Genomic DNA, 23715 nt, shown 5'->3' on the forward strand with positions numbered 1-23715 from the left:
GATTCTGGTTCTCCTCTGATTACTTCTTCGCGGCGGCCAGCGACTCGCGCGCGGCCTCGACGACGTGCTCGGTGGTGATGCCGAACTTCTGGAACAGGGTCTTGTAGTCGGCCGACGCACCGAAGTGGTCGATCGCGACCGAGCGGCCGGCGTCACCGACGATGCCCGCCCAGCTCAGGGCGGAGCCGGCCTCGACCGACACGCGCGCCTTCACCGACGACGGCAGCACCGACTCGCGGTAGGCCTCGTCCTGCTCGGCGAACCACTCGAGCGAGGGAGCCGACACGACGCGGGCGTGCACGCCCTCGGCGGCGAGCTTCTCGCGGGCCTCGACGGCCAGCTGCACCTCGGAGCCGGTGGCGATGAGGATCACATCGGGCTCGCCGTTCGCGGCCTCGGCCAGCACGTACGCACCCTTGACGGCGTTCGCCGCGGAGGCGAACTCGTCGCCGGACGCCTCGCCCTCGCCGCGGGCGAAGACGGGGATGTTCTGGCGGGTGAGGGCGATGCCGGCAGGGCCGGCGGTGCGACGCAGCATCTCGAGCCACACGACCGAGGTCTCGTTGGCATCCGCCGGACGCACGAGGGCGAAGTTCGGGATGGCGCGGAGGGTCGCGAGCTGCTCGATCGGCTGGTGCGTGGGGCCGTCCTCACCGAGGGCGACGGAGTCGTGCGTCCAGACGAAGATCGTGGGGATGTTCATCAGGGCGGCCAGACGCACCGGCGGGCGCATGTAGTCGCTGAAGATGAGGAAGGTGCCGCCGAACGGACGCGTGGGACCGTGCAGCACGATGCCGTTGAGGATCGCGCCCATGGCGTGCTCGCGGATGCCGAAGTGCAGCACGCGGCCGTAGGGGTCGCCCGACCACTCGTGCGTCGACCACGACGAGGGGATGAACGACTTGGCATCCTTGATCGTGGTGAGGTTCGACTCGGCGAGGTCGGCCGAACCGCCCCAGAGCTCGGGGAGCTCGGCGGCGAGGGCGTTGATCACCGTGCCGCTGGCGGCACGCGTCGAGACGTCTTTGCCGGCCTCGAAGGCGGGCAGCGCGTCGGCGATGTCGCCGGGCAGCTCGCGGGCCTGCAGACGGTCCCACAGCTGCTTGCGCTCGGGGTGGGCCTCGGCCCACGCGTCGAACTTCTCCTGCCAGGCGGCCTTCTCGGCCTCGCCGCGCTCGACGAGCTGGCGCGTGTGCGAGAGAACGTCGTCGGCGACGGCGAAGTGCTGCTCGGGGTCGAAGCCGAGCACCTCCTTCGTGGCCTCCAGCTCGTCGGCGCCGAGGGCGGAGCCGTGGATCTTGCCGGAGTTCTGCTTGCCGGGCGAGGGCCAGCCGATGATCGTCTTGAGGATGATGAGGGAGGGCTTGCTGGTCTCGCCCTTCGCGGCCTCGATCGCGGAGTGCAGTTCGGCGACGTCTTCGACGTACTGGCCGGTCTTCTTCCAGTCGACCGTCTGCACGTGCCAGCCGTAGGCCTCGTAGCGCTTCTGGACGTCTTCGGTGAAGGCGACGTTGGTGTCGTCTTCGATCGAGATCTGGTTGGAGTCGTAGATCGCGATGAGGTTGCCGAGCTCCTGGTGGCCGGCGAGCGAGGAGGCCTCGCTGGTCACGCCCTCCTGGAGGTCGCCGTCACCGGCGATCACGTAGACGAAGTGGTCGAACGGGCTCTCGCCGGCGGGGGTCTCGGCGTCGAAGAGGCCGCGCTCGTAGCGGGCGGCGTAGGCGAAGCCGACGGACGAGGCCAGGCCCTGGCCGAGCGGTCCGGTCGTGATCTCGACGCCGTCGGTGTGGCCGTACTCGGGGTGGCCGGGGGTCAAGGAGCCCCAGGTGCGCAGCTCCTCGAGGTCCTTCTTCTCGAGGCCGAAGCCGCCGAGGTAGAGCTGCACGTACTGCGTGAGCGAGGAGTGTCCGGCGGAGAGGATGAAGCGGTCGCGGCCGGGCCAGTGCGTGTCGGCCGGGTCGTGGCGCAGCACCCGCTGGTAGAGCAGGTAGGCGGCGGGGGCCAGCGACATGGCCGTCCCCGGGTGGCCGTTGCCCACCTTCTCGACGGCGTCCGCCGCCAGGATGCGTGCGGTGTCCACCGCGCGCCGATCGATGTCATCCCATTCGAAGTCCGACAACAGGGTCGCCTTTCTCGATACTGCGCCCGGTTCACGATCCGACGTCGCGCTCACCACCGTAGGAGTGGGAGTGGGGTGGGGTGTCGGCGCGGGGCGCGCGTTCACTGGCCAGCATAGCGAGATCGCCCGTCGCGGTTGCCGTCTGTGACGGGGGTCGACAGGCGGCCGGACCTGTGGTGGGGATGGCTTAGAATCATTGAGGTTCTATACGCGCTTACCCCGGGGGACGATGGACATCTCGACGACGTCGCACGTCATTGCGACGACCGATCGCCGCTCCGTCGGACGCACTCTCCGGGCCTACGTCGCTCTGACGAAGCCCCGCGTCCTCGAGCTTCTGCTGGTCACCACCGTGCCGGTGATGATCCTCGCGCAGCAGGGTTTGCCCAACCTGTGGCTCATCTTCGCCACGGTCATCGGCGGCTCCCTCAGTGCGGGCTCGGCCGCGGCGTTCAACATGTACCTCGACCGCGACATCGACGCGCACATGCAGCGCACGGTCAACCGCCCCCTCGTCACGGGCGAGGTCTCGCCGCGCGGCGCGCTGACGTTCGCGTGGACGCTCGCGGCGGTCTCGACGATCTGGTTGTGGGCCTTCACCAACCTGCTCGCCGCCGCCCTGTCGGCGACCGCGATCTTCTTCTACGTCGTGATCTACACGATGATCCTCAAGCGCCGCACCGAGCAGAACATCGTGTGGGGCGGCATCGCGGGCTGCTTCCCGGTGCTGATCGGCTGGTCGGCGGTCACCGGTTCACTGTCGCTCGTGCCGTTCATCCTGTTCGCGCTGGTGTTCCTGTGGACGCCGCCGCACTACTGGCCGCTGTCGATGAAGTACGCGGCCCAGTATGACGAGGTCGACGTGCCGATGCTCGGCGCCACGCGCAGCGGCTCGCAGGTCGGCCTGCAGGTCATCCTGTACGCGTGGGCGACTGTCGCGTGCTCGCTGCTGCTCATCCCCGTCGCGCCGATGGGCCTGGTGTACACCGTCTCGGCCCTCGTCTTCGGCGGCTGGTTCATCTACGAGTCGCACCGCCTCTACTCCCGCGCCGTGCGCGGGGGCGAGCCGCGGCCGATGCGCGTGTTCCACGCCTCGATCACCTACCTGACGCTGCTGTTCGTGGCCATCGCGGTCGACCCGCTGCTGCCCTTCTGATCCGTCCCGTCGACGCCCGTCCCGTTCGCGGGGCGGGCGTTCGCGTTTCCGGATGCCGTGAGCTCGAGGGGCCGCGAGGCGTGGCCCGGCTCCGCAGTGTGCGTGACCCGACTCCGCGGCATCCGCCCCTTGGACCTGCTCCACCCGCCCGCCCGCCCGCGCCGCTCGCCCTGAGCCCCGCCCACGCGCGAGAACGCCCGCCCCCAGGAGGGGAGCGGGCGTTCTCGGTCTCGCGGGATCAGCGACGCGCGGCGTCGTCTCCCGTGTCGAGCTTGGGGGCGTCGTGGTTCGCTGCGGCGGCGGCCTGCGGGGGAGCGGTCGCGGTCGAGGGGGTCTCGATGTCGGCGTCCTCCACCGCGAGGGGGGTGGCGGTGGTGGCCGGGGCGAACGGAGCGACGGGGGCAGCGCTCTCGGCGACGGTCTCGTCGTCGCTGTTCCAGTCGATGGTCTCGATTGCGACGTCGGGGCGACGGGTCAGCGTTGCGGCAGCACCGAGCGCCAGCGCCAGAGCGATGCCGATCGCGCCGGCGCCGAGCACCGCGGCGCCCACGACGACCCACGACTGGCCGACGTAGACCTGCACGACCGTGGCGTTGGGATCGTTGAGCACCTGCTCCATCGCGTCGATCCCGTTCAGGACGATCGCGAGTCCGCCGGCGACGGCGGCCAGGGATGCGACGACGAGCACCCAGAACGGGATGCTGGTCACCAAGCGGGGACGGGTCTTCATGGGGAGTACTCCTTGTCGTTCCGACAGGGGGTGTCGGGTACGGGTCCCGAAGCGGGGGACGACGGGACGGCGGACACCGAAGTGCCACGGTCAACCATGACCCACCCGTCGGTGCGCGAGATAGGGGTCGCCGATGAATGGCCTATGAGCGTATAAGGGTCGGTGCGCCCGGGTAACGTTTCGCGATGGGCCGGGTTCCCGGCATCCGGAACGCCCCGCCCGTGCGGTTCGAGAGCGTCAGCTGCGGGCGGATGCCGTGGAGCGACGCGCGGCGGGCGCCTCGACGACGGCGGGGCGCTTCAGGCGCAGTACGACGACGGTCATCGTCGCGGCGGCGAGGGCCGCGAGCACCATGTGGGTGCCCACGGCGATCTCGGGCAGGCCGTTGCGGGCCTGGTACAGCCCGACGGCGATCTGCACGAGCTCGACGGCCAGCAGCGCGACGGCCCAGCGGCGGACGTCGAGGCGCAGGCGCCAGGCGAGCACGACGATCGCGAGCGTCAGCACGAACAGGGCGTATCCGGGCCACGAGTGCACGTGCTCGAGCACCTCGGCGTCGAAGCCGTTGCGGCCCGCGGCGGCGTCTCCGGAGTGGGGGCCGGCGCCGGTGGTGAGCACGCCGAACACGATCGTGAGGGCGAGCACGCCGGTGGCGGCGTGCACGAGGGCGGCGAAGCCGCGCGGCACGGCGAGGGCGCGGGGGCCGGCCGGCTGGTTCATGAAGACGAGGAATGCCGCGCACACCGCCACGATCGACACCGAGGCGATGTAGTGGAAGCCGACGATGAAGGGGTTCAGGCCGGTGAGCACCGTGATGCCGCCCACGACCGCCTGCGCGACGATCCCGACGAGCACGATGAGCGAGAGCACGAACAGCACCCGGCGCTCGTGACGCATGCGCCACACCAGCACGACGACGGCGAGGGCCAGGATGCCGACGAGCCCGGTCAGGGTGCGGTTGCCGAACTCGATGATGCCGTGGATGCCCATCTCGGGGGTGTTGACGAGGGAGTCGGGGGTGCAGCGCGGCCACGTGGGGCAGCCCAGGCCCGACCCCGTCAGACGCACCGCGCCGCCGGTGCCGATGATGAGCACCTCGGCCACGAACGACAGCCACGCGAAGACGCGCACGCGGGCGTCGACTTCGGTCGGCAGCCACGCGACGAAGCGGCGCAGAGGGGCCGGCACGCGGGACGCGGCGGCGTCGGTCGAAGCGGTGGGGGACGAGGCGGAGGGCATGCGTACGGCTTCCTGGCGTCGAAGTGCTCCGGGCCGTCGGGAGAGCGGGGGTGCCATGCCGGGAGCGGGTGTTGCCTGTAGAATCGAAGGGTCCGGGTGCAGCGCTCGCGCGAACCGCACCCACGACAGTCTAGGCGCGCAGCCAGCGCCTTCGAGCGGGCCCACCAGCGACATTCCTGGGACTTCGACCGGAGTCCGGAATGTCGGGGCGGATGACACCGTTGTGGCCCGAGAAGGAGAGTGATCACCATGTCCGATGTCCTCATCGACCGACCAGAGCTCGAAAGCCTGGGGCAATACGAGTTCGGCTGGCACGACACCGACGCGGCGGGTGCCCTCGCCCAGCGCGGCATCAACGAAGACGTCGTGCGCGGCATCTCGGCCCTGAAGTCCGAGCCCGAATGGATGCTCAAGACGCGTCTCAAGGGCTACCAGCTCTTCGGCAAGAAGCCCATGCCCACGTGGGGTGCCGATCTGTCGGAGATCGACTTCGACAACATCAAGTACTTCGTGCGCTCGACCGAGAAGCAGGCGCAGACCTGGGAAGACCTCCCGGAAGAGATCCGCAACACCTACGAGAAGCTGGGCATCCCCGAGGCCGAGCGCCAGCGCCTCGTCGCCGGCGTCGCCGCGCAGTACGAGTCCGAGGTGGTCTACCACCAGATCCGCGAAGACCTCGAGCAGCAGGGTGTCATCTTCATGGACACCGACACCGCTCTGCGCGAGCACCCCGAGTTCTTCGAGGAGTACTTCGGCACCGTCATCCCCGCCGGTGACAACAAGTTCGCGGCGCTGAACACGGCCGTCTGGTCGGGCGGCTCGTTCGTCTACGTCCCCAAGGGCGTGCACGTCGAGATCCCGCTGCAGGCGTACTTCCGCATCAACACCGAGAACATGGGTCAGTTCGAGCGGACGCTGATCATCGCCGACGAGGACAGCTACGTCCACTACATCGAAGGCTGCACCGCTCCGATCTACAAGAGCGACTCGCTGCACTCGGCCGTGGTCGAGATCATCGTGAAGAAGAACGCCCGCGTTCGCTACACGACGATCCAGAACTGGTCGAACAACGTGTACAACCTCGTCACCAAGCGTGCCGTCGCCCACGAGGGCGCGACCATGGAATGGGTCGACGGCAACATCGGCTCCAAGGTGACGATGAAGTACCCCTCCATCTACCTGATGGGCGAGCACGCCAAGGGCGAGACCCTCTCGGTGGCCTTCGCCGGTCCCGGTCAGCACCAGGACGCCGGCGCGAAGATGATCCACATGGCGCCGTACACGCAGTCGTCGATCGTCTCGAAGTCGATCGCCCGCGGTGGCGGTCGTGCCGGATACCGAGGCGAGGTGCGGGTGGACGCCAACGCGCACCACTCCGCCAACACCGTGCGCTGCGATGCGCTGCTGGTCGACTCGATCTCGCGCAGCGACACGTACCCCGCGATCGACATCCGCGTCGATGACGTGCAGCTCGGTCACGAGGCCACGGTCTCGAAGGTCAGCGAAGAGCAGCTGTTCTACCTGCAGTCGCGCGGCATGCCCGAAGACGAGGCCATGGCCATGATCGTTCGCGGGTTCATCGAGCCCATCGCGCGGGAGCTCCCCATGGAGTACGCGCTCGAACTCAACAAGCTCATCGAAATGGGCATGGAAGGATCCGTAGGCTAAATGACGACTGCGACCGAAACTCCCGCAGCCGCCGAGGGTCACATCGACCCGGCAGCCCTCGTGGCATCCGTCGTTCCGGTGCAGACGCGCTCGGAGCGTCTGACCTCGTTCGACCCGGCCGACTTCGGCACCCCCACGGGGCGCGAGGTCAACTGGAAGCTCAGCCCGATCGCGCGCCTGGCTCCGCTGTTCGTCGACGAGGCCGGCCCCACCGGCGTCATCACCGTCGACGTGCAGGCGCCGGATGCCGTGGAGCAGCTGCGCCTCGCGGCCGGCGACGCGCCGCGCGGTGAGCACTTCCGCCCCGAAGACCTGCCCGCGGCCCTCGCCTGGACCCACGAGACCGAGGCTCCGCTGCTGCGGATCCCCGCGAGCGTCGAGCTCGACGAGCCCGTCGTGGTGCGCCTGACCGGCACGGGCGGCCTCGCGCACGCCCACGTCGTGATCGACGCGCAGCCCAATTCGCGCGGCACCGTGGTGCTGCGTCACGAGGGCACGGCCGACCACGCCCAGAACGTCGAGATCATCGTGCGCGACGGTGCCGACCTCACGGTCGTGTCGGTGCAGCGCTGGAACGACGATGCCGTGCACGCGGCATCGCACCAGGCCCGCGTCGACCGCGACGCCAAGCTCACGCACGTCGTGGTGAGCTTCGGCGGCGGCGTCGTGCGCGTGAACCCGTCGGTCGAGCTCTCGGGCCCCGGCGCCGAGGGGCGTCTGTACGGCCTGTCGTTCGCCGACGCCGGTCAGCACCTCGAGTCGCAGGTCTACCTGCACCACAAGGGTCCGCACACCGTCGGCGACGTGCTCTACAAGGGTGCGCTGCAGGGCCAGAGCGCGCGCAGCGTCTGGATCGGCGACGTGCTCATCGGACCGGATGCCACGGGCACCGACTCGTACGAGGCCAACCGCAACCTCGTGCTCACCGACGGCGCCCGCGCCGACTCGATCCCGAACCTCGAGATCGAGACCGGCGACATCCAGGGCGCCGGCCACGCCAGCGCCACGGGTCGCTTCGACGACGAGCAGCTGTTCTACCTGCAGGCTCGAGGCATCACCGAAGACGAGGCCCGTCGCCTCGTCGTGCTCGGCTTCCTCACCGAAATCGTGCAGCGCATCGGCATCCCCGAGCTCGAGACCGAGCTCATCGAGGCCATCGAGCACGAGCTGGCCGAAGGGGCCGCCGCGTGAGCGCCTCGCGCGCCTGCGCCCTGAGTGAGCTCGTGCAGGACGAAGCCCGCCGCGTCGAGATCGACGGCGTCGCCATGGCCGTCGTGCTCGACGGCAACGGCGAGGTCCACGCGATTGGCGACGTCTGCACCCACGGCGACATCTCGCTGTCGGACGGCTTCGTCGAGGGCGAGACGCTGGAGTGCTGGGCGCACGGCTCGGCGTTCTCGCTGAAGACCGGTCGCCCCCTGAACCTCCCGGCCTACGAGCCGGTCCCCGTGTACGAGGTCGTGATCGACGGAGACGACGTGCTCATCGATCCCGCCGTCACCAAGGCGACGGCCTGAGCGCCGCTCACGACAACGCCCACGACCTGAAGACTTACGAGTAAGGAACACCATGTCTGTCCTCGAGATCCGCGACCTCCACGTGACGGTCGAGACGGAGAACGGTACGACCCCGATCCTCAACGGCGTGACGCTGACCATGCGCACCGGTGAGACCCACGCCATCATGGGCCCCAACGGCTCCGGCAAGTCGACCCTGGCGTACACGATCGCCGGTCACCCCAAGTACACCGTGACGAGCGGCTCGATCACGCTCGACGGCGAAGACGTGCTCGCGATGAGTGTCGACGAGCGCGCCCGCGCGGGCCTCTTCCTCGCCATGCAGTACCCGGTCGAGATTCCCGGCGTCACCGTGACGAACTTCCTCCGCACCGCCAAGACGGCCATCGACGGCGAGGCTCCGGCCATCCGCTCGTGGACGAAGGACGTCAAGGGCGCCATGGAGAACCTCCGCATGGACCCGAAGTTTGCCGCGCGCAACGTCAACGAGGGCTTCTCGGGTGGCGAGAAGAAGCGCCACGAGATCCTTCAGCTCGAGCTGCTCAAGCCGAAGATCGCGGTGCTCGACGAGACCGACTCCGGCCTCGACGTCGACGCGCTGAAGATCGTGTCGGAGGGCGTCAACCGCGCCAAGGAGCAGACCGACCTCGGTGTGCTGCTGATCACGCACTACACCCGCATCCTCCGCTACATCCGCCCCGACTTCGTGCACGTCGTCGTCAAGGGCCGGATCGTCGAAGAGGGCGGCTCCGAGCTCGCCGACCGACTCGAAGAAGAGGGTTACGACCGCTTCCTCGAGGCCGGTACCCCGATCGACGCGTAGGATCGTTACATGACCGCAACCCTCGCTCCCGAGAAGTACGACGAGGTCACCGAGGCTCTCAAAGACGTCATGGACCCCGAACTGGGGATCAACGTCGTCGACCTCGGCCTCATCTACGATCTCGCGTGGGACGACGAGAACGACGCGCTCGTCATCCACATGACCCTCACCTCGGCCGGTTGCCCGCTGACCGATGTGCTCGAAGAGCAGACGGCCCAGGCCCTCGACAACGTCGTGGATCGCTTCCGCATCAACTGGGTGTGGATGCCGCCGTGGGGCCCCGAGCGGATCACCGACGACGGCCGCGACATGATGCGCGCCCTCGGCTTCGCGATCTGAACGCAGGATCCGAATCCGACCGCTCGAGAGACCTGCGCCCTCGGCTCCGCGATCTGAACGCAGGATCCGAATCCGACCGCTCGAGAGACCTGCGCCCTCGGCTCCGCGATCTGAACGCAGGATCCGAATCCGACCGCTCGAGAGACCTGCGCCCTCGGCTCCGCGATCTGAAAGAAGAACTCACGCGAACGCCCATCCCTCACGGGGGTGGGCGTTCGTGGTTTCCGGATGCCGAGGTCCCGGCGCTTCGCGAGCGTCGAGCACCGCGACGAACGCAGGCCCGCGCCCGTGTGTCTTCCTCTGACGCGCCGGGTGCGCGGCATCCGGTGCCCTGATTAGGCTTTCCGGATGAGCGTCACCCCGTTGCAGGCCCTGCCTCTCGACCTTCTGCGTCAGCGCTCCAGCACCAAGTGGCGCTCGTACGACGACGACGTGATCCCGATGTTCGTCGCCGAGACCGACTTCCCGCTCGCACCGGCGATCACCGCGGCTCTTCATCGCGCCGTCGAGATCGGCGACACCGGGTACACCCCGCCGCGGCCCGGCATCGACGTCGACTTCGCCGCGTACGCCCAGCGGATGTGGGGCTGGACGATCGACCCGTCGAGGATCCGGTGGACCGGCGACGTGATGATGGGCGTCGTCGAGGTGCTGCGGGCCGTGACCTCGTCCGGTGATCGCGTGATCGTGACGCCGCCGGTGTACCCGCCGTTCTACGACACCGTCGAAGAGGCGGGCGCCGTCGTCGAGCGTGTGCCCCTCGTCGACGACGGCGAGACGTGGAGACTCGACCTGGCGGGCATCGAGCGCGCCTTCGCCGCGGGCGCGCGGGCGATCCTGCTCTGCAATCCGCACAACCCCACCGGAACGGTGCACGCGCGCGCGTCGCTCGCCGCACTCGCGCGTCTGGCCGAGCGGTACGGGGCGAGCGTCGTGAGCGACGAGATCCACGCTCCGCTCACGCACGCCCCCGCGGTGTTCACGCCGTTCTTGGATGCCGCGCCCGAGGCCGCCGCGGTCGGCTATGCCGTGACGAGCGCGAGCAAGACCTACAACCTCGCCGGTCTCAAGTGCGCGGTCATCGTCACCGGCTCGGAGGAGACGGCCGCGGTCGTGCGGTCACTGCCGTGGGAGGTGGAGTGGCGCGCGGGTCTGTTCGGCGTGATCGCCAATCGCGCGGCCTTCGCGGCCGAGAGCGACGGCTGGCTCGCATCGCTCCTGGTCGCGCTCGACGACAACCGCCGTCTGCTCGCCGAGCTGCTCGCCGAGCACCTCCCGCTGGCGCGCTACCGTCTGCCCGACGCGGGCTTCCTCGCCTGGGTCGACGTGTCGGCGTACGGGTGGGGTGACAACCCGTCGCCGCACATCCGCCGCGAGGCGAAGGTCGCGTTGCACCACGGACCGCTGTTCGGAGAGCAGGGCATCGGCCACGTGCGCATCAACGTCGGGTGCGCGCCCGAGGTGCTGCGCGAGGCGATCACGCGCATCGGCGCGCTGGCTCGACAAGGATGAGCGGTCGGCGCGTCGAGAGAACGCGGGGCGCGACCGAGGGGTGACACCGGGTCACGGCATCCGGAATCAGACCTCGGCTCGTCCGGTGCGCCAGTAGCCCATGAACGCGACCGCGCGACGGTCGACTCCGCGCTCGGTGACGAGGTGGCGTCGGAGGGTCTTGATCGCCGAGGCCTCGCCGGCGAGCCAGGCGTACAGCGGCGCCTTCTTCAGCGCGGCTCCGCCCTTGGCGGTGCGCGGGACCTCCCACAGCATGCCCTCGTCGATGTCGACCTCTTCGACCTCGTCGCCGTGGCCGTCGGGGGTGAGGGCGAACGCGGCGTCGCGCGTGGCCGTGACGAGGTGCGCGTGGCGGTCGCCCGCGGACCGCGCGGCCAGACGGAAGTCGAATCCCGGATGCCGGGGGAGATAGGAGCAGTCCTCGGGGGTGGGGACCTCGAGCACGACGGTTCCGGTGGCCTCCGGGGGGAGCTGCTCGAGGATGACGGCGATCGCGGGGGCGGCGGTCTCGTCGCCCGCCAGGAGGTAGTCGCCGGTCTGCGCGGGCGGGACGAAGTCGACGCCGAAGCTCACGTCGGTGAGCGCGACCGTGGGGGCGAAGATGAGCACCTCGTCGCCCGGCCGTGCGTTCTCGATCCACGCCGATGCCGGGCCGAGCACCTCGTGGGCGACCATGTCGATGTCGACCTCCCGCTCGGCGCGACGCACGGCGCGGGTCGTGTAGGTGCGGAACGGCGGGCGCGCATCATTGGGAAGCTCGCGCCACGCCGTCCACCAGTCGCCGCCGGTCGGCATCGTGTCGAGATCGGCCGTGGCGGTGGGGAAGACGATCTTCACGCGCTGATCGAAACCGGGGTCGCCGTATTCGTGCAGGTCATCGCCGACGAACGTGAAGCGGCGGAAGCTCGGGGTCAGGTCGGTGATGCGGGCGACGCGGACGCGGAAGAACCGCGAAGTCTCAAGAGGGGACGACATCGTGGGACTCCCGGGTGGTGGCGACGGACGGCGTGCGGACGCTGACGTGGTGGCGTCCGCGCGGAAGGACGAGGGGGGTTCCCGACACGGGGTCGGGCACGACCAGAGCGTCGAGCCCGAATACCTCGGCGATGAGCTCGCTGGTCATGACGGCGCTCGGGTCGCCGGCGGCCACGACGCGTCCGTCGCGCAGGGCCACGAGATGGTCGGCGTAGCGGGCCGCCATGTTCATGTCGTGCAGCACCATGACGGTGGTCGTTCCCCGGTCGCGGTTGAGGTCGGTGAGCAGGTCGAGCACATCGACCTGATGGGCGACGTCGAGGAAGGTGGTCGGCTCGTCGAGCAGCAGAATGTCGGTCTCCTGAGCGAGCGCCATGGCGATCCACACGCGTTGCCGCTGGCCGCCCGACAGCTCGTCGACCGCGCGGTCGGCGAGGTCGCTGATCCCCGTGGCGGCGAGCGCCTCGGCCACGACCTCGTAATCGCGGGCGCTCCAGCGGGCGAGGGCACGCTGGTGCGGGTGGCGACCACGGCCGACGAGGTCGGCGACGGCGATGCCCTCGGGAGCGATGGGGCTCTGCGGAAGCAGCCCCAGGATGCGCGCTACCTCTTTCGTGGGCCGCTCGTGCAGCGCCTTGCCGTCGAGGATCACGCGACCGGCCTTCGGCGGGAGCAGGCGAGCGAGCGCGCGCAGCAGCGTCGATTTGCCGCACCCGTTCGCGCCGACGATCGCGGTGATCCGCCCGGCGGGGAGCACGAGATCGAGGTCGTCGACGATGGTGCGGTCGGCGTAGGCGAGGGTGAGACCCTCGGCCGACAGAGTGCGGTTCGCGGTCATAGCGAGCCTCCGGAGCGATTGGTCCTGATGAGCAGGTAGATGAGATACGGCGCGCCGAGCACGCCCGTGACGACACCCACCGGGTAGCGGTTGTCGAAGGCGAACTGGCCGACGAGGTCGGACAACATGACCAGCAGGGCACCGACGAGCCCGGCCGGCACCAGGAGGGATCCGCCGGGGCCGATGAGGCGCGCGGCGATCGGACCGGCCATGAAGGCCACGAAGGCGATGGGCCCGGCACCGGCCGTCGCCACGGCCAGCAGCACGACCGCCCCGACGATCAGGAGCAGACGCGTGCGTTCCACACGGACGCCGAGACCCGCGGCGGAGTCGTCGCCGAGGCGGAGGACCGAGAGCGAGCGGGTGTTGCCGATCATGAGCGGGACGATGACGACGACCGCGAGGGCCAGGGGGAGCACCCGACCCCAGGAGGCGTTGTTGAGGCTTCCCGTCAGCCACTGCATCGCCGTCTGGAGGTCCCAGTTGGCGGCGCGGCTCAGCATGTACGTCGTGACGCTGTCGAGCATGGCGGCGACGCCGATGCCGATGAGCACGAGTCGCGTGCCGGTGAAGGCGCCTTTTCGCGAGAGCAGGTAGATCGCGCCGGCGGTGGCGAGGGCGCCGACGAGGGCGAAGGTCGAGACGAGGGCGTCCGACAGCGAGAAGCCGATGATCGCGATGACGGCGGCCGCGCTCGCCCCGGAGGAGATGCCGATGATGTCGGGGGAGGCGAGAGGGTTGCGCAGCATCGTCTGGAACGTGACTCCGGCCATGCCGAAGGCGAGTCCCGACAGCAGGCCCAGGCTCGCGCGCGGCAGGCGCAGCTCGCCGATGGTGAACGAGGCGCCCGGGACCGTCTGGCCCAGCAGGACGCGGAATACCTGATCGGGGGTGTAGAAGGTGTTGCCGACCATGAGCGTCACCGCGAAGACGACGACGACGGCGACGGCGAGCACGGTGGTCACGCCGATCCGGCGCCGGGTGCGGGCTCGGCGTCCGCGGGCGAGGGCGCCGACCGCGGCCGGGCGCTGCAGGACGATGCTCACAGTTCACGCACCTTCTGCCGGCGGACGATCCAGATGAAGAAGGGGGCGCCGATGAGGGCGGTGAGGATGCCCACCTCGATCTCGGTGGGGCGCGCGACGAGGCGACCGACGACGTCGGCTCCCACGAGGAGCATCGCGCCTCCGAGCGCCGAGAACGGCACGAGCCACCGGTGATCGGTCCCGATGAGCAGTCGGCAGATGTGCGGGATGACGAGACCGACGAACGCGATGGGGCCGGCGACGGCGGTGGCGGCGCCCACCAGCACGACCGCACCCGCGGAGGCGATGAGGCGCGTGCGTCCGACGTGCTCGCCGAGCCCGGTCGCGACGTCGTCGCCGAGGGCGAGGGAGTTCATGCCGCGTGAGCAGAGGATGCACACGAGGGCTCCGGCGGCGAGCACCGGCAGCACGATCTGCACACGGTCCCACGTGGCACCGCCGATGCCACCGATCTGCCAGAAGCGGAACACCTCGAGAAGGTCGACGCGCGGCAGCAGGATCGCGCTCGACAGTGAGCCGAACGCGGCGGTGGTGGCCGCCCCGGCGAGGGCGAGCTTGAGGGGAGTGGCGCCGCCGCGCCCAAGCGAGCCGACCGTGTAGACGAACACCGCGGCCACGGCCGCTCCCACGACGGCGAATCCCATGTATCCGAGCGAGCTCGACAGGCCGAAGAACGCGATGCCCGTGACGACGGCCAGCGACGCTCCGGCGGAGACGCCGAGGATGCCGGGGTCGGCGAGCGGGTTGCGGGTGACCGCCTGCATGGTGAGCCCGGCCATCGCGAGGGCTGCCCCGACGAGCAGCCCGAGCACCGTGCGCGGAATGCGGGTGGCGACCACTGCCTCACCGACCCCGGTGCCCCCCGAGAACGCCGAGAAGATCTCGCCGATCGACACGTCACGCGTGCCGAAGGCGATGGATGCCGCGCACATCACGACCACGCCCACCGTGAGCGCCAGCAGCCAGCCGAGTCGACGGCCCGTCGATCGCCGCAGATCAGCGGTGTCGGGTGGGGCGTCGGCGACGGCGGTGCGGGAGTTCACGGTGGGCGCGATTCGAGGTGTCCGGGGGCGGGGATCAGCCGAGGGCGGCGGTCAGCACGTCGAGGTACTTCGACAGGCCCCAGCTCACCGAGAGGGGAGAGGGGTTCGCCGAGGCCGCGAGAGGCGTGCCGTCTTCGAGCACCGCGACGTGGCCGGCGGCCACGGCGGGGATCTTCGACAGGAGCGGGTCGGCCTGGAGCTGCGCGAGGGTCGAGCCGTCGGTGTTGCCGTAGGTGATCCACAGCCCCACATCGTTGAAGACGTCGGCCTGCTCCGAGGAGATGTCGCTGTAGAACGCGTCGATCTCGCTCGAGGTCTTGGTCACCTGCTCGGGCTCGGGCATGCCGAACTCGTGCAGGTACCCCGAGCGGGGGTCGTGCGAGGTGTAGTAGGTGATGGTGCTGAGGTCGGTGGGGTCGGTGAACGCGAACAGGGGCGCGACCTCGGCGAGAGCGGGGTGGGCGTCGAAGGCCGCCTGCGACTCGGTCTTGATCTGCTCGATGAGGGCCTCACCCTCGCTCTCGAGACCGAGGGCCTTGGAGTTGAGCTGGATCATCTGGTCGAGGGTGGTGCCCCACGCGGCGTCGGGGTAGGCGACGACGGGCGCGATCTTCGACAGCGTGTCGTAGTCCTCCTGCGTGAGTCCCGAGTAGGCGGCGAGGATGACGTCGGGCTGCGTGTCGGCCACGGCCTCGAAGTCGATGCCGTCGGTCTCGTCGAAGAGCACGGGGGTCTCGCCGCCGAGCTCGGTCAGCTTGTCTTCGACCCAGGGGAGGATGCCGTCTCCGTCGTCGTCGCCCCACGTGGCCTTCGCCATGCCGACCGGCACGATGCCGAGAGCGAGGGGGACCTCCTGGTTCGACCACGCGACGGTGGCCACGCGCTCGGGCTTTTTCTCGATGACCGCTTGGCCGAGAGCGCTGTCGACGGTGACGGGGAAGACGTCGTCGGAGCCTTGCGCCGCCTCGTCTCCGGGGGCGGCCGAGGTGCCGGCGCAGCCGGTGAGGACGAGGGCGGAACCGACGGCGAGTGCCGCCAGTGCGCGGAATCGGGACACGAAGAGCCTCCTGCGTGTTAGGTAAGGATAGGCTTAGTTTAGGTCAGACCTCGGGTGAGAACGCAAACCCGGATGCCGCTGGACCCGGGCCTTCGTCTCGACGCCGAGACAACGGCATCCGGGATGTTCGTCGACCCTTGCGCCCCCTCCCGTGGGCGGGAGCGGGCTCGGGGGATTCGGCTGTCGGCGGGCATGCAGGGGCGCGTCTTATACTGGGTGGCTGGCCATGTCGGCCTGCTTCCCCATCCCCGAAGAACGGACGTTCGCTGTGCTCGCCGTGCACGACCTCGAGATCCGCGTGGGTGCCCGCGTGCTCATGTCAGACGTGGCGTTCCGCGTCTCCGACGGCGACAAGATCGGCCTCGTCGGACGCAACGGCGCCGGAAAGACCACCCTCACCAAGGTGCTCGCCGGCGACCTGCTGCCCTCCAACGGGGGCGTCGACCGCTCCGGTGAGCTCGGCTATCTGCCCCAGGATCCCCGCTCGGGCGATCCCGAGATGCTCGCACGCACGCGCATCCTCGACGCCCGCGGGCTGGGCTCGCTCGCCCTCGGCATGCACGAGGCGTCGATGGCGATGGGCGACGACGACCCCGCCGTCGCGGCGAAGGCGATGAAGAAATACGGCCGCCTCACCGAGGAGTTCGAGTCGGCCGGCGGATACGCGGCCGAGGCCGAAGCGGCGTCGATCGCGCACAACCTGTCGCTTCCCGACCGCATCCTCGACCAGCCGCTGAAGACCCTCTCGGGTGGTCAGCGTCGCCGTATCGAGCTCGCGCGCATTCTCTTCTCCGACGCGCAGACGATGATCCTCGACGAGCCGACCAACCACCTCGACGCCGACAGCGTCGTGTGGCTGCGCGAGTTCCTCAAGGGCTACAAGGGCGGGCTCATCGTGATCTCGCACGACGTCGAGCTCGTGGGCGAGACCGTCAACCGCGTGTTCTACCTCGACGCGAACCGCCAGGTCATCGACGTCTACAACATGAATTGGAAGAACTACCTGCGCCAGCGGGTGGCCGACGAGGAGCGCCGCAAGAAGGAGCGCGTCAACGTCGAGAAGAAGGCCACGGCGCTGCAGCTGCAGGCCGCGCGCTTCGGTGCGAAGGCTTCGAAGGCCGCGGCCGCCCACCAGATGGTCGCCCGCGCCGAGAAGATGCTGTCGGGCCTCGATGACGTGCGTCAGGACGAGCGCGTCGCCAAGCTCCGTTTCCCGAAGCCCGCACCGTGCGGCAAGACTCCGCTCATGGCATCCGGTCTGTCGAAGTCGTACGGCTCGCTCGAGATCTTCACCGACGTCGACCTCGCGATCGACCGCGGGTCGCGCGTGGTCATCCTCGGCCTCAACGGTGCCGGAAAGACGACGCTGCTGCGCATCCTCGCCGGCGTCGACCAGCCCGACACCGGACAGCTCGAGCCCGGTCACGGCCTGAAGATCGGGTACTACGCGCAGGAGCACGAGAACCTCGACGTCGATCGCTCGGTGCTCGAGAACATGATGTCGTCGGCGCCGCACATCACCGCGACCGAGGCCCGCAAGGTGCTCGGCTCGTTCCTGTTCGTCGGCGACGACGTGCTCAAGCCCGCCGGTGTGCTCTCGGGTGGCGAGAAGACGCGTCTGTCTCTCGCGACGCTCGTGGTGTCGTCGGCGAACATGCTGCTGCTCGACGAGCCCACGAACAACCTCGACCCCGCCTCGCGCGAAGAGATCCTCGGCGCCCTGTCGCACTACGAGGGTGCCGTCGTGCTCGTCTCGCACGACGAGGGTGCGGTCGAGGCGCTCAACCCCGAGCGCGTGCTGATCCTGCCCGACGGTGTCGAAGACATCTGGGGCCGCGATTACGCGGATCTGATCACTCTGGCGTAACAGCCCGCGGCGCTTCGCGCGTTCGTTCCGGATGCCGCGGGGGCGGGCAGCCGCGCCGTTCGGAGCGCGTCTTCGTCGTCGGCGTTGCGGGACCTTGCGCGGCCGCAGTCCGGAATCGCCTCATGAGAGCATCGGACGATGGGCTCGTTCTCCGTCGCTGGCATTCGCTGCGTGGTCTTCGATGTCGGGGAGACACTTGTCGACGAGTCTCGAATGTGGGCAGCTATGGCCGATAGTGTCGGCGCCTCACCATTCACGGTGATGGGACTGTTGGGCGTTTTCATCGAGCGTGGAGAGGACCACCGTAACGTCTGGTCGGCTCTCGATGTAGCGACTCCGGCCTCCGTCGAAGTGGGATTACCCGACATCTATCCCGACGTCATGGAGTCTCTGCAGCGTCTTCGCGACGCAGGTCTGGACGTTGGCATTGCCGGCAATCAACCTCGGCGCATCGCGGCGGATCTCAGAGACGCGGGCGTCGAAGCCGACTTCGTTGGATCCTCAGCGGACTGGGGAATTCGCAAGCCTGCGCCCGGGTTCTTCGAACATGTCGTCACCGCCGCGGGGCAGCCGCCGGAGCGCATTCTTTACGTGGGAGACCGACTCGACAACGATGTCCTGCCAGCCCGCGCCGCCGGCATGAAGACGGCTCACATTCGGCGCGGGCCGTGGGGACATGTGCATGCGAAGCGACCGCAAGCAGCCTCCGCCGATCTTCATGTGGATGGCCTCCGTCAGATCGCGGACATGTTCGCCCCTCGGGATGATCTATCTAGTCATCGGTGAGTGCGGGCGATCGACGAGGATCGCCACCACACCTTGTGTGCACGGTCTCCGACGATGATCGTCCTCCCACCGGCATCCGTTCATCAGACAGGCGTCTCGCGCGGCGACCGCATCCACACGGCGTCGGTGCCGGGCCACGGCGCGACATCGTCGACGAACCCCGCACGCAGATAGAAGCCGCGTACGGCCGGATTGCCGACGTCGTACTCGGTGACGAGATCGCCGCCGTTCGCGCGAGCGCGCGTCTTAGCCGCCTCGACGAGTCGGCGGCCGACCCCGCGGTGCTGATGACCCGGCGCGACGTAGAGCTTCCAGAGCACGAAGTCGTCGCCTAGGCGATCGATCTCGGCCATCCCGACCACGTCGCCGCCATCCAAGGCGACATCGATGCGGCCCTCGCGGATCGCGGAGCCGATGGCCTCTTCGTTCCAGTAGCGGTCGAGGCCGTCGACGACGTATTCCGCGCCACGTGCGGGGCCGTAGGTGGGTGGCCAACTCAAGATCCCGATCAGTCGGACCGCGGCGAGATCGTCGGGGTTCGCGCGACGGATGATGAGGGGCATGCCGTCATCCTGCCGGTTCTTCTCAGCGCTGGTCGAGCAGCGCGTCTTCGTCGTCGGCGTCGCGATCCTTCGGGCGCTTTCGCGCGCGATGGAGGGCGACGGGGTCGACGCGGCGCTTCTCGGTCGTGACGCTCTCGGGCTCGGGGGTCACCTCGATCAGCTCGTCACCCTCTTCGTCCGCGTCTTCCGCTTCTTCGCGGCGCAGCTTGCGTTCGTTGACGATCACGTAGGTGATGAAGCCGAAGCCCATGACGGCGAAGAGGATCCACTGCACCGCGTACGACAGGTACGGGCCGGGGTCGTTGCTGGGCGGATCCACCGTGTTCGGCGCGGTCTGCGGCGCGGGCGTCTCCGACATGAGCAGTCCATACGCGCCCGGTTCGAGGGGGCCGGTCTGCTCGGCGACGAGGCCCAGGTTGATCGTCGGCACCTGACCCGGATCGGCGCTGCGACCGGAGGTGGGCGCGGCCTCTTCGGGGCGGAGGCGCACCTCGACGGTCACCTGTCCCGACGGCGGATCGGGGATGACATCGGGGACGGACTGCTGGTTGCCCGGCGGCAGCCATCCGCGATCGACGAGGAAGGTGCGTCCGTCGTCGAGGCGGAACGGCACGAGCTGCTCGAACGCGGCCGAGCCGCCGTGCGCGCGGTTGCGCACGAGCAGCTGTTCGTCGGTGAGGTACTCGCCCTGCATGCGCACGGGGCGCCACTCGTCGGAGGGCGTCAGCTGCGCCCCGGGGGCGAGCAGATCCCCGAGGGCGACGGGCGGGGCGTCGTAGTTGTTCGCGACGAGCTCGAGCTGCTCGCTGCGCTCGGCGTTGCGGGAGAACTGCCAGTTCGAGAGGAATCCGCAGGCGATCGCGAAGAGGATGGCCACGCCGACGTACATCGCCCACCGGGCGGCGGCGGGGGTCTCGCGGCGGCTCATGAGCGGTGTCCTCGGTGAACGGCGGCGTCGTCACGGACGATCCGGATGCCGCGGAAGCTCGACGACCGGCTCACGATCGACGACCCGGCACCGTGTCGCGCTGCGTCGTCGAATGCTCCGGTCACGTCTTCCAGGGTACGTCGGTCGGCGCGGCGCTCACGCCGGTTCGTTCGACAGGGCCTCCACCCGCACGGGGAAGTCGCGGGCGCTCAGGAACTCGCGCAGGTACGACACGTGCGCCTCGCACGCGACCCAGGTCTTGCGGCGGTCGGCGGAGTGGATGCGCGGGTTGCGCCAGTGCACAGCCCAGACGGCGTCGTCACGGCATCCGGCTCGGGAGCATTCGACGCGCGCGCTTCCCGCTGACGTCGACGCCGTCACGGGCGGTCGTCGCGCGGGGGATCCTGACGCGGGGTCTCGGCGATGCGGATGACCATCGGACCCTCGGCGGGGGCCACGGTCGCCGTGGGCGTCACCGGGGCTTCGATCGCGCGCTCGGGGTTGATGACGGTCCGGTTGGAGGCGTCCTGGCCGACGTTGGCGACGATCACGGCGAGGTAGGGGAGGAAGATCGCCCCGGCGGCGAAGACAAAGGTGTACCAGCCGTACGGGGTGATGACCGCCATGGCGATGAAGCACGCGATACGGATACCCATCATCACCATGTACTTGGCGAAACGGGTGTCGGCGTCATCCCGGGGAGCCTGGGGAAGCGACGTCGCGGATTGGGCTCGATGCGATGTCTTCACAGTGGTCTCAGGGTACGCCCGCAGGAATGTCATGGGGCGGGGTTGCGGTGCCGGTTGTTCGACGTCATGACAAGCCGCCGAACGCCTTGCGTCCGGCGGCTCGTCGTGCGCGACGGGGGCGTCAGACGCCGTAGCCCGAGCTGGTCGAGTTCGCGGTCGAGGCGATCAGGATCGAGATGCCGATGACGAACAGGACGATCAGGCCGAGGCTGATGTAGCCGATCAGCAGACCGGCGAGGGCCATGCCGTGGCCGCGCTCTCCGGTGGTCTTGATCTGCTTGAGCGAGATGTGGCCCATGATCACGCCGGCGATCTGTCCGATCACGGGCAGGAACATGATGAAACCGACGAGCGAGGCGATCAGCGACAGGATCGCGAGCAGGTTGGTCTTCGGCGGGGCGGTGTAGCCGTACTGCTGCCCGTAGGCCTGCTGTCCGTACGCCTGCTGTCCGTATGCCTGTCCGTAGGCGGGCTGCCCGTAGGCCTGCTGTCCGTACGCCGTCTGGCCGTAGCCCTGCTGGTCGGAGGCCGGAGCTGCGGGGGCGGAGCCGTAGGCGGATGCCGCGGCGTCGGGCGCGGGAGCGTCGTAGGCCGAGCCGTAGGGCGGCGCGGGAGGTGCCGACGGGGCATCGGGGGCCCCGTACGGCGGAGCCGGGGGAGCCCCGTAGGCGGGCGCGTCGGGAGTGGTGTTTCCGGATGCCGCGTTTCCGGAGCCCGTGTTTTCGGAGGCCGTGGTCCCGGATGCCGCGGCGTCGCCGGTTCCGCTCGCGGTGGCGCTCGTGGAGTCGGTGTCGCTCTGCGGGGCGTAGGGCGACGCGGAGGGGGCGCCGTTCGAGGGCGAGGCGCCGTCGGTGTATCCGGGCTGGTTCGGATCGGTCGTGCGGTCGTCGCTCACGGGAGTCCCTTTCATTGCGGTCTTCACCAGCGTTCCAGCGCGTCTCCACCCGTGTCAAACGACTGAGTCTGCAACGGCTGAGTCGGGAACGGCTGGGCGGCGAGATGTCGGGCGGGCTGTCGTTGCTTCGGTGTGCTCGCGGTGTCCCGGCCCGGTCGTCGGTAGGCTGGGCCGGTTCCGTCACCCGCAAGCGCAGGAGTCTCACCATGTCTCAGGACCGCGTCGTCGTCGTCACCGGAGGAAACCGGGGGATCGGTCGCGCCATCGCCGAGCGCTTCGTCGCGGAGGGCTGGAAGGTCGCCGTCACCGCCCGTTCGGGCGAAGGCCCCGAGGGAACCCTGACCGTGCGCGCCGACGTGACCGATGCCGCTGCTGTCGACGCGGCGTTCTCGCAGGTCGAGGCTGAGCTCGGACCGATCGCCGTCGTCGTCGCCAACGCCGGAGTGACCAAGGACACCCTGCTGCTGCGCATGAGCGAGGACGACTTCGACAGCGTGGTCAACACCAACCTCGGCGGCGCGTTCCGCGTCGTCAAGCGCGCCTCGAAGGGCATGCTCAAAGCGCGGTGGGGTCGCGTCATCCTCATCTCGAGCGTGGTGGGCCTCTACGGTTCGGCCGGACAGATCAACTACGCGGCGTCCAAGAGCGCCCTCGTCGGTTTCGCCCGTTCGCTCACGCGCGAGCTGGGCGGTCGCGGCATCACGGCCAACGTCGTGGCTCCCGGGTTCATCGAGACCGACATGACGGCTGAGCTCCCCGCCGACACGCAGGCGGAGTACAAGAAGAGCATCCCCGCCGGTCGTTTCGCTTCGCCTGATGAGGTCGCGGGCGTCGTCACCTGGCTCGCCGGAGATAACGCCGCCTACATCTCGGGCGCGGTCATCCCGGTCGACGGTGGCCTCGGCATGGGGCACTGACCCCGACGCCCGCGAGCGTCGGTCACTGAACCCGGCGCCCCAGAGCGTCGGTCATCAACCCCGGCGCCCCAGAGCCTCGGTCAATAACCCCGGCGCCCCAGAGCGTCGGTCACCAACCCCGACGCCCCAGATTGTCGGTCATTGACCCGGCGCCCCAGAGCGTGGGTCACCAACCCCGGCGCCCTACAGCGACGGCGCGGGCCACCAAACCCGGCGCGGCTGGAAGGACGCTCGTTCGATCGGCTTCTCGAGCCGCTGTGCCTCTCAGCGCACGGCGGCGACCAGCTTCTCGGCGAACTTCTCGGGTTGCGAGAACTGTGGCCAATGGCCCGACCCGAGTCGCACGACCTCGACGTCGCGGATCTTGCCGAACTCATCGGCGTAGTCACCCCAGTCGGCGAGCACGCGGGGCAGTGACTCGGCGTCGAGCTGACCTGAGAGCACCGTCACAGGGACTTCGAAGCGTCGTTCGTCGCCGAGAGTGATGGGCGAGGTCGGCACGCGACCCGGTACGTCGACGACCTGCGTCGCCGTGCGGGTGCGCGTCTCTTCGTCGATGTCGGCGGTGTCGTCGGCGTCGAAGAACTCCCACCCGGGGAAGTGCACCACGCCGTCTTCGACGGGGAACTCCGAGATCATCGCGCCGGGGTGGGGCACGATCGTGTCGACGAGGACGACCCGCGCGACCCGGTCCGGGCGTCGGTCGGCCGCGCCCCAGACGACGTTGCCCCCGCCCGAGTGTCCGACGAGCACGACGCGCTGGTCCAGACGGTCGATCTCGGTGACGACGGCGTCGACCCAGTCGTCGATCACGAGGTCGCCGACGGCGGGGCCGGGCATGCTCAGGGCGTGCGGGCGATGCCCTGCCGCCTCGAGAGCGGGAACGATGTCGTCCCATGACGACGCGGTGAGCCAGAGTCCGGGTACGAGGATGACGTCCATATTGCG

24 protein-coding genes are annotated in these 23715 nt (G+C 69.3%); 10 read left to right on the top strand and 14 right to left on the bottom strand.

Translation table 11 applies throughout. The annotated features are described in order from the left end of the window. Positions 1-19 precede the first annotated feature (19 nt). Entirely contained in the window at positions 20-2119 is a 2100-nt protein-coding gene (gene tkt, locus FS769_RS10545; protein WP_144833214.1) for a transketolase, read from the bottom strand. Positions 2120-2348: 229 nt separating this feature from the next. On the opposite strand from tkt, the gene FS769_RS10550 reads away from it, so the two are divergent. Further along, positions 2349-3275, top strand: coding sequence for a heme o synthase (locus FS769_RS10550; protein ID WP_144833216.1), 927 nt, complete (start codon positions 2349-2351; stop codon positions 3273-3275). 238 nt (positions 3276-3513) lie between these two features. On the opposite strand, the gene FS769_RS10555 is transcribed toward FS769_RS10550, so the two are convergent. Continuing rightward, entirely contained in the window at positions 3514-4005 is a 492-nt protein-coding gene (locus FS769_RS10555) for a dinucleotide-utilizing enzyme (RefSeq protein WP_144833218.1), read from the bottom strand. 237 nt (positions 4006-4242) lie between these two features. Continuing rightward, entirely contained in the window at positions 4243-5244 is a 1002-nt protein-coding gene (locus FS769_RS10560) for a heme A synthase (RefSeq protein ID WP_144833220.1), read from the bottom strand. Between the two features lie 249 nt (positions 5245-5493). On the opposite strand from FS769_RS10560, the gene sufB reads away from it, so the two are divergent. From sufB to FS769_RS10590, 6 genes are all read left to right on the top strand, one after another. Then, entirely contained in the window at positions 5494-6912 is a 1419-nt protein-coding gene (gene sufB, locus FS769_RS10565) for a Fe-S cluster assembly protein SufB (RefSeq protein ID WP_144833223.1), read from the top strand. Further along, a complete protein-coding gene (sufD, locus tag FS769_RS10570; RefSeq protein WP_144833225.1) occupies positions 6913-8103 on the top strand; it encodes a Fe-S cluster assembly protein SufD in 1191 nt (396 codons plus the stop codon). Continuing rightward, complete coding sequence (locus FS769_RS10575) at positions 8100-8429, top strand: non-heme iron oxygenase ferredoxin subunit (RefSeq protein ID WP_144833227.1); 330 nt, start codon at positions 8100-8102, stop codon at positions 8427-8429. The genes sufD and FS769_RS10575 overlap by 4 nt, the downstream gene beginning before the upstream one ends. 52 nt (positions 8430-8481) lie before the next feature. Beyond that, the gene (gene sufC / locus FS769_RS10580) at positions 8482-9252 is read left to right on the top strand and encodes a Fe-S cluster assembly ATPase SufC (RefSeq protein ID WP_144833229.1); all 771 of its coding nucleotides are present in this window, start codon (positions 8482-8484) and stop codon (positions 9250-9252) included. 9 nt (positions 9253-9261) lie between these two features. Continuing rightward, entirely contained in the window at positions 9262-9591 is a 330-nt protein-coding gene (locus FS769_RS10585; RefSeq protein ID WP_013586729.1) for a metal-sulfur cluster assembly factor, read from the top strand. A 348-nt stretch (positions 9592-9939) separates the two neighbouring features. Continuing rightward, a complete protein-coding gene (locus FS769_RS10590; RefSeq protein ID WP_144833231.1) occupies positions 9940-11103 on the top strand; it encodes a MalY/PatB family protein in 1164 nt (387 codons plus the stop codon). 66 nt (positions 11104-11169) lie between these two features. Here FS769_RS10590 and FS769_RS10595 read toward each other — a convergent pair whose 3' ends face one another. The 5 genes from FS769_RS10595 to FS769_RS10615 are packed head-to-tail and all read right to left on the bottom strand — an operon-like array spanning position 11170 to position 16062. Beyond that, positions 11170-12078, bottom strand: a complete 909-nt coding sequence (locus FS769_RS10595; RefSeq protein WP_144833233.1) for a siderophore-interacting protein — start codon at positions 12076-12078, stop codon at positions 11170-11172. Beyond that, entirely contained in the window at positions 12062-12916 is an 855-nt protein-coding gene (locus tag FS769_RS10600) for an ABC transporter ATP-binding protein (protein ID WP_144833235.1), read from the bottom strand. Before FS769_RS10600 ends, FS769_RS10595 begins: the two co-directional genes overlap by 17 nt. Then, positions 12913-13962, bottom strand: a complete 1050-nt coding sequence (locus tag FS769_RS10605) for an iron chelate uptake ABC transporter family permease subunit (protein ID WP_144833237.1) — start codon at positions 13960-13962, stop codon at positions 12913-12915. The genes FS769_RS10600 and FS769_RS10605 overlap by 4 nt, the downstream gene beginning before the upstream one ends. Then, positions 13959-15005: an iron ABC transporter permease gene (locus FS769_RS10610; RefSeq protein ID WP_230704561.1), complete on the bottom strand. Its 1047-nt coding sequence runs from the start codon at positions 15003-15005 to the stop codon at positions 13959-13961. Before FS769_RS10610 ends, FS769_RS10605 begins: the two co-directional genes overlap by 4 nt. Positions 15006-15039: 34 nt before the next feature. After that, a complete protein-coding gene (locus FS769_RS10615; protein WP_144833239.1) occupies positions 15040-16062 on the bottom strand; it encodes an iron-siderophore ABC transporter substrate-binding protein in 1023 nt (340 codons plus the stop codon). 268 nt (positions 16063-16330) lie between these two features. Here FS769_RS10615 and FS769_RS10620 point away from each other — a divergent pair, with 268 nt between their 5' ends. Together FS769_RS10620 and FS769_RS10625 are read left to right on the top strand one after the other, a co-directional pair. After that, the gene (locus tag FS769_RS10620) at positions 16331-17929 is read left to right on the top strand and encodes an ABC-F family ATP-binding cassette domain-containing protein (RefSeq protein WP_144833760.1); all 1599 of its coding nucleotides are present in this window, start codon (positions 16331-16333) and stop codon (positions 17927-17929) included. Positions 17930-18067: 138 nt separating this feature from the next. Continuing rightward, a complete protein-coding gene (locus tag FS769_RS10625) occupies positions 18068-18715 on the top strand; it encodes an HAD family hydrolase (protein WP_144833241.1) in 648 nt (215 codons plus the stop codon). Between the two features lie 83 nt (positions 18716-18798). Here FS769_RS10625 and FS769_RS10630 read toward each other — a convergent pair whose 3' ends face one another. The 5 genes from FS769_RS10630 to FS769_RS10650 all read right to left on the bottom strand — a co-directional run bounded on the left by FS769_RS10630 (position 18799) and on the right by FS769_RS10650 (position 21850). Then, positions 18799-19278 (bottom strand): GNAT family N-acetyltransferase, encoded by a 480-nt coding sequence (locus FS769_RS10630; protein WP_144833243.1) that lies wholly within the window; start codon positions 19276-19278, stop codon positions 18799-18801. A 22-nt stretch (positions 19279-19300) separates the two neighbouring features. Beyond that, positions 19301-20206 carry an SURF1 family protein gene (locus tag FS769_RS10635; protein WP_144833245.1) on the bottom strand — a complete coding sequence of 302 codons (906 nt, stop codon included), beginning with the start codon at positions 20204-20206 and terminating at the stop codon, positions 19301-19303. Positions 20207-20362: 156 nt separating this feature from the next. After that, complete coding sequence (locus FS769_RS10640; protein ID WP_144833247.1) at positions 20363-20587, bottom strand: hypothetical protein; 225 nt, start codon at positions 20585-20587, stop codon at positions 20363-20365. Next, positions 20584-20865, bottom strand: coding sequence for a DUF3099 domain-containing protein (locus FS769_RS10645; protein WP_230704564.1), 282 nt, complete (start codon positions 20863-20865; stop codon positions 20584-20586). Before FS769_RS10645 ends, FS769_RS10640 begins: the two co-directional genes overlap by 4 nt. Positions 20866-21076: 211 nt before the next feature. After that, positions 21077-21850 (bottom strand): DUF4190 domain-containing protein, encoded by a 774-nt coding sequence (locus FS769_RS10650; protein WP_260979740.1) that lies wholly within the window; start codon positions 21848-21850, stop codon positions 21077-21079. Between the two features lie 206 nt (positions 21851-22056). Here FS769_RS10650 and fabG point away from each other — a divergent pair, with 206 nt between their 5' ends. Beyond that, a complete protein-coding gene (gene fabG, locus FS769_RS10655; protein WP_144833253.1) occupies positions 22057-22767 on the top strand; it encodes a 3-oxoacyl-ACP reductase FabG in 711 nt (236 codons plus the stop codon). 264 nt (positions 22768-23031) lie between these two features. Here fabG and FS769_RS10660 read toward each other — a convergent pair whose 3' ends face one another. Then, positions 23032-23709, bottom strand: coding sequence for an alpha/beta fold hydrolase (locus FS769_RS10660; protein ID WP_144833255.1), 678 nt, complete (start codon positions 23707-23709; stop codon positions 23032-23034). Positions 23710-23715 lie beyond the last annotated feature (6 nt).

This window comes from Microbacterium sp. BH-3-3-3, from assembly GCF_007679045.1.
Classification (GTDB): domain Bacteria; phylum Actinomycetota; class Actinomycetes; order Actinomycetales; family Microbacteriaceae; genus Microbacterium; species Microbacterium algihabitans.

Excerpts from the sequence above, each read along its gene's own strand:
- FS769_RS10550 (WP_144833216.1), top strand. The coding sequence starts at position 2,349 with ATGGACATCTCGACGACGTCGCACGTCATTGCGACGACCGATCGCCGC.
- FS769_RS10555 (WP_144833218.1), bottom strand. The coding sequence starts at position 4,005 with ATGAAGACCCGTCCCCGCTTGGTGACCAGCATCCCGTTCTGGGTGCTC.
- FS769_RS10560 (WP_144833220.1), bottom strand. The coding sequence starts at position 5,244 with ATGCCCTCCGCCTCGTCCCCCACCGCTTCGACCGACGCCGCCGCGTCC.
- sufB (WP_144833223.1), top strand. The coding sequence starts at position 5,494 with ATGTCCGATGTCCTCATCGACCGACCAGAGCTCGAAAGCCTGGGGCAA.
- sufD (WP_144833225.1), top strand. The coding sequence starts at position 6,913 with ATGACGACTGCGACCGAAACTCCCGCAGCCGCCGAGGGTCACATCGAC.
- sufC (WP_144833229.1), top strand. The coding sequence starts at position 8,482 with ATGTCTGTCCTCGAGATCCGCGACCTCCACGTGACGGTCGAGACGGAG.
- FS769_RS10585 (WP_013586729.1), top strand. The coding sequence starts at position 9,262 with ATGACCGCAACCCTCGCTCCCGAGAAGTACGACGAGGTCACCGAGGCT.
- FS769_RS10590 (WP_144833231.1), top strand. The coding sequence starts at position 9,940 with ATGAGCGTCACCCCGTTGCAGGCCCTGCCTCTCGACCTTCTGCGTCAG.
- FS769_RS10595 (WP_144833233.1), bottom strand. The coding sequence starts at position 12,078 with ATGTCGTCCCCTCTTGAGACTTCGCGGTTCTTCCGCGTCCGCGTCGCC.
- FS769_RS10600 (WP_144833235.1), bottom strand. The coding sequence starts at position 12,916 with ATGACCGCGAACCGCACTCTGTCGGCCGAGGGTCTCACCCTCGCCTAC.
- FS769_RS10625 (WP_144833241.1), top strand. The coding sequence starts at position 18,068 with ATGGGCTCGTTCTCCGTCGCTGGCATTCGCTGCGTGGTCTTCGATGTC.
- FS769_RS10630 (WP_144833243.1), bottom strand. The coding sequence starts at position 19,278 with ATGCCCCTCATCATCCGTCGCGCGAACCCCGACGATCTCGCCGCGGTC.
- FS769_RS10635 (WP_144833245.1), bottom strand. The coding sequence starts at position 20,206 with ATGAGCCGCCGCGAGACCCCCGCCGCCGCCCGGTGGGCGATGTACGTC.
- FS769_RS10645 (WP_230704564.1), bottom strand. The coding sequence starts at position 20,865 with ATGATGGGTATCCGTATCGCGTGCTTCATCGCCATGGCGGTCATCACC.
- fabG (WP_144833253.1), top strand. The coding sequence starts at position 22,057 with ATGTCTCAGGACCGCGTCGTCGTCGTCACCGGAGGAAACCGGGGGATC.
- FS769_RS10660 (WP_144833255.1), bottom strand. The coding sequence starts at position 23,709 with ATGGACGTCATCCTCGTACCCGGACTCTGGCTCACCGCGTCGTCATGG.